The organism is Armatimonas sp. (assembly GCF_043760365.1).
Lineage (GTDB): Bacteria > Armatimonadota > Armatimonadia > Armatimonadales > Armatimonadaceae > Armatimonas.
Genome location: NZ_JAYUPA010000323.1, coordinates 1 through 5,292 on the forward strand (window position 1 = coordinate 1; position 5,292 = coordinate 5,292).

3 protein-coding genes and 1 pseudogene are annotated in these 5,292 nt (G+C 61.0%); all 4 read right to left on the minus strand.

Annotated features, from left to right (window positions below):
• Positions 1–2,360: glycoside hydrolase family 44 protein (locus tag ACH2EH_RS07775; RefSeq protein ID WP_395140500.1), on the minus strand; the 2,360-nt coding region annotated here is incomplete at its 3' end.
• A gap of 152 nt (positions 2,361–2,512) precedes the next feature.
• A complete protein-coding gene (locus tag ACH2EH_RS07780) occupies positions 2,513–3,826 on the minus strand; it encodes a glycosyltransferase family 2 protein (RefSeq protein ID WP_395140502.1) in 1,314 nt (437 codons plus the stop codon).
• A 9-nt stretch (positions 3,827–3,835) separates the two neighbouring features.
• A complete protein-coding gene (locus tag ACH2EH_RS07785; RefSeq protein ID WP_395140503.1) occupies positions 3,836–4,660 on the minus strand; it encodes a CpsD/CapB family tyrosine-protein kinase in 825 nt (274 codons plus the stop codon).
• 24 nt (positions 4,661–4,684) lie between these two features.
• A pseudogene (locus tag ACH2EH_RS07790) lies at positions 4,685–5,292 on the minus strand (hypothetical protein); the annotation flags it as partial.

Genomic DNA, 5,292 nt, shown 5'->3' on the forward strand with positions numbered 1-5,292 from the left:
TACTTGCCCCCGATCCGTACAAGTGTGGCGGAGTACGGAGGAAGGCTCAGGCTCACCTGCCCCGCACTCAGCGTGGCTCCCGCCAGCGCCGTGACCTGGTTGGCCTTCTCCGCCGAGAAGCGCCAGAGCTTTGCCGATTCCCCTGCATGCCCCTTGATACTGAGCGGCACCGTAATGCTCGCCTTGGGGGTTTTGTTGATGAGCACAAGGGTGAGTGCGCCCGTCTTGCTGTCTATTGCGGAGAACACCGCCAGGCGCTCGTTGTTGGTGGAGGTGCTTTCGCAGGCGGTATCGCCAAAGCCTGCGACGCCCGGTGCGGGTCGGCAAAAGAGCTGAAATGCGGCGGCAGCCGGGGTGAGCGGCTTGGGCCGGGTCCAGAAGAATGCCAGATCCACTCCCTCACGGCCAAAGACCCCCAGTGCCTCCGCAGCAGCCAGCCCGCCGCTGATATCGCCCTCGGCCCCGAAGCTCCACTCCCCAATGGCGAGCTTCGTCCCTGGGTAGCACTGCGCGATCCAGTCTTTCATCCGGGGAATGAGCTTCACCTCCGGGCCGTCGCCTGTATTGGCGATCCAGGACTCGTCCCGGTAGGTCTTATCCCAGAGGCTACGCACCGAGCGGATTCGGAGGGCACGCATCGCAGGATCTCGGGCATCGCTATAGACATTCTCCGCCTGCGGGTAGTAGTGGATGTCCAGCACATCCAGGGTTCGCTTGCCGCGCTTGGCGTCCTGCGCCTGGGTCTGTTTCAGGAACCAGGGAATAAAGGGCATGTCATCGTGAGCGCGGCGATCCTCTGACGTGCGGAAGTCATCGCCGCCTCGGTCTAGTGCGGAGTAGAAGAAGCTTGTCCAGCCCGAGACAGTAGGCCCCGCCACCAGCGCCCCTCGGTCAACGTCTTTGACCGCCGTGGCATACTCCGTGAAGTTCTTGAGCATGTCATCGTAGCCCATTTGCGCTGGGTGCACATCCCGGTGCGTGAAGGACCACAGATCGGGTTCATTGTCCATCGCGTAGAACTTGACTCCGCTGCCGACACTGTTTCCGTGGGTCTTGACCAGATGGTTGACCCACTCATCCTGGTAGACCGTCTCCCCCGGCTTAGGACTCAGCTCAAAGCCTCGGCCTTTACGTGCCACGGACCGTACACTGGTGCGCTTGCGATTCTCCGTGGGATCGTAGCCCGCGATAGGCCCGTCGCAGCCAGAGATACCTGGGCCGGTTTTCCAGGGCACATTGTCGGACTTCACCTGAATGTCGCCACTGCGCGCCACCCAGCCCAGAGTGGGGACACTCATGTAGCTGTCAATGCCTAGCTCCCGGTTGTTTTTAATAAACTCATCGGCGCCCCCTCCGGGCGTCGTGTGGGGTTTATCGCCCGCGTGGCTACGAAACTCCCAGTCGCTCCCCGAGTTCCAGAAGTTACTGACCCAGTTGTGGCGGGAGTTAGGGTTGCCCCCCCAGCGGTTGATGGTCGCTCCCAGCGACTCAAGCTCCTGCTTGCTCGCATGCGCCACCCCGTAAATATACTTGCTGATCGGATGCTTCCCCGCCTGAGCATCCACACTAACAGGAATGTTGTACGACTTAGGCGCTGCGGGCAAGCTGGTATCGGGCATCAGAAAAATATCATCGAAGCCCACCTCACCGGTCGCGGTGGGAACGGCGCACTGGAGAACCACACCACTGAGTTTATCGCCCCAGCCGACGCCCAGTGCCTTGAGGGGCACGGAGATCTTCTGCCAGCCGGGCTTGAGCCCCGCGACCCCGTTCACCACATAGCTCGTGAGTGTGAGCTGGCGGCGCGGCTTGCCAAACTCATCGAAAACCGTCGCCATGACCGTCTCGGAAGCCCCCTTGAAGAGAAACTCCAGCGCCCCGTAGCCATCGGCGGGGAAGGCAGTGTGGTGGAAGTAGACTCCGTCGCTACCCTTCAGAGTCATCGCGATCCCATTGATGCCATTGGCCGCCATCGCCGCCGATGCTTTCTCATGAGTCGCCCAGGACCAGTCATCCCAGCCCTCGCCGGTGCCATCTCTGTAGACCACAATCGGCTCGTCGGCGCGCTCGGTGGGAGGCACGGGAACCATCCCCTTCGGCCCGACTCCGGTTGTGACGGCGATGCTCTTGACCAGGCCCTTTGCGGCTTCTCGCAGCCCCCCGCTCTCGCGCACTTTCTTGACACCCCAGACTCCTGCAAATAGAGCAACACTGCCCACGCTCCCCAGGAGGGCGAAGAGAATACGCTCTTTACGAAGGCGCTTCTTCTGATCGGCTTCTCGACGGCGACGGCCCGCGCGTATCTGGGCACGGCGGCGCCTCTCATCCTCACTTAGTTCTTTCACAGGATTTGCAGACATAGTTAACATCATTCTCTTCTACTTACTTTTCGAATAGAAAACCAGCACCATCAAGACAACCCATCCCCCCAGCAGCACTGTGTGTTTCAGCTGCCAGCGGGGCACAAATATCCCCATAAGAACCGTCATAAAGACGATTCCAATGACCATATTCATGCGGCATCCTCTAGGGGGCGCTTAGGCTCATCCGCCATCGGGCTTCGCTCCGTCCGAACCCACTCCAGCGGCTCATTGCCCTTCGCCTTGCCTCTTTTAAGCCGTACCAGAGCGTAGAGCGCAAACTTCCAGAGTGCGTAGAAGGGAGCCCGAATCAGGGCACTGTAGACCTCACGACGTGCCCCGGCAACCCGGAGCCCCCCGAAGATATAGGCCGCGTAGAGCACTAGGGAGAGCGGCACCAGCAGGGTCCAAACGGGGATCAGTACCCCCATGTTGAAGCAGAGAGCCGTCAGCCCCAGCCAGGCCGCATGGAACGCTGCAAGCTCGGCAAGTGGCGGAACCACCAGGTCTAGCCCGGCATCTACAAGCCGTGAGTCGCCCCGTTTCATCCCGGCCCAAAAGAGCTGGGGGGCCCGCTCCCCCAGCAGACGGTAGCGGCCCCGCTCCCAGCGTGCCCGCTGTGAGGCTGCCTGCTGACTGGTATTGGGCATCTGGGCGCGAACCAGCGCCTCGGGAGCGTAGCCCACGATAATGCCCTTCTCCAGAAGCAGATCCAGGCCGTAGTCAATGTCCTCCGTGATGCTATTGCCACTCCAAGGGACCGCTTCAAGAACAGCGCGGGTGAAGCCCATGCCATTTCCCTTGAGCCCGACCGTAAACCCCTGAACACTGCGCCCCAGAGGCTTAACATGGTTGACCAGCTCAAAAGCGCCCTCCATCAGAGCGGCACGCCACGACTCTCCGCCATTGAGGACACCGTAGCGGCCCTGAAGTACCCGTGCGTGTGTTGCCCAGTCCTCCGGGGCGATGCCCACAAAGAGCTCCCTTGTCAGTATCTCAAGAAAGTCCGGGGCGGCCTTGGTATCCGCATCCACCACCACCACAGCATCCGGCTTTTCGACGCGATCCCAGAGCTGCGCGATCCCCCACTCCAGCGCATAGCCCTTCCCACGGCGCTCCAGATCCAGGCGCTCTAGCACCGTCGCACCACACTCGCGTGCCAGAGCAGCGGTCGTATCGGAGCAGTTATCGGCGATCACAACCAGCTCAAAGCTCTCACGAGGATAGCTCTGCACACACAGACTCGCGAGGGTGGGCTGGATCACCAGCTCCTCATTATGCGCGGGGATGACCACGATCAGCTTGGGCGGATGCTGCCCCCAGGTAACCGCCTGCACGGGTTTACGGCGGAGTGCCGCACGCGCCATCAGACCCGCCAGGTAGCAACTGCTGCCCAGAGTGGCGGTGCCAAGCACCATCCAGACAGTCAAGCACGTGTACGTAAACGCCGAATACAGCTCACTCATCAAGAGTTCCTAAGCAACCTTCCGGAAGAACTGCTGGATCTTCGTGGGTACAGATGACTTCATGCGGTTGAGGACAACTCCCAGCACCCGACGGCGCCCCAGGCGATCCACGGCCTGCTGCACGACATCTTTCGGAGTCGCCCCCGCACAGACCACCAACATGACTTTATCCAGGTGCTCCGCAATGGGAAGTGCATTGCCGGTCGAGACCGCAGGCAGATCCACGATCACGGTGTCGTAGATCTCGCGGACGGCGGCAATGACCTCGGTGACAGCCGGGGATCGGGCGGCCTTGTTGGGGTTGCGAGGCAGCCTGCCCGCAGGCATGACCGCAAGATCGCCACAGTCGGAGAGCTGGAGCGTTCGGATAATATAGTCGCGGCCCTCCAGAACATCCACGATCCCTTTTTCGGTGCGGATGCCCATCCGGCGGCAGATCTCGTTGTCGCCCAGCCCGAAGTCAATCAGGCAGATCTTGCGCCCCGTGTTGCGAGCAATACTGAAAGCCAGGTGCATGGCGACGGTGGTCTTTCCCTCGCCAGGAACCGCACTCGTGATCCCAAAGACACTGTCCGCATCTAGCATCGGATCGTCGAGGTGCTCGGCGGCCTGATCCCAGTGACTGGCATTGGTGCCCTCGGCGAGCTGCCACTCCATGGCTGCGTGAAGCTGTGCAAAGTCCGCATCCGAGCGCTCGATGGCGATATGGACGCGTCGGAGTGCCTCCGCAGGGACAAGGGTCACGGCGGGTGTGGAGGAGATCCGATCCAGCGATGTGGTATCCAGGTGCTCCTCAGTGTGAAGATGGTTTGTTTCCGGGTTTCGGGTAATCACGTGTGTTTTCCTTAGCTCAGTTCCCTAGCTATCGTGGGGCGAGAGCAGGCCCTTGGGCGCACCGCGCCGCCGTGGCTTGCCGCCGACACTCTTGCCTGATAAGACCGCACGGGTCTCGGGCAGGCCAGTCAAAACGGGGATATCTAGGGCTTGCTCGATATCCGTCTCGTAGCGAATAGTGGGGTCAGACCACTCGCGTAGTGCCACCATGAGAGCCGCAACAATCGCGCCCAGAATCAGGCTCACTAGCCCGAGGGTGATGCGCTTTTTCGGACCCGCGAGGCTGACAGCGTAGACCTCACCGACCGTCTTGAGGGTCTGGCTCGCTTCTTTCTTCTCCATACTGGCCTGCTGCTCCGCACTGGTGTAGGCATCGCTCAGCTTTCCACGGTGGTTCTGCTCCTGGTTCACCTTGAGATCAAGGTTCTCCATCGCTTTCTGAAGTGCAGGGAGATTGCGTAGCTTTTGATTCTCCATCGCAAGCTGCGCCGTCAGGTCCGTGATCTCTAGCTTTGCCGTCTTCGCCGTGAGTCGAGACTGGCTTGCCTCATCTATAAGTGCCCCGTAGCGCGGGTTGAGCTCGCGCTTCGAGGTGCCGCCATTGCGCTGCTTCTCACGCCGCTCTTTAGCAA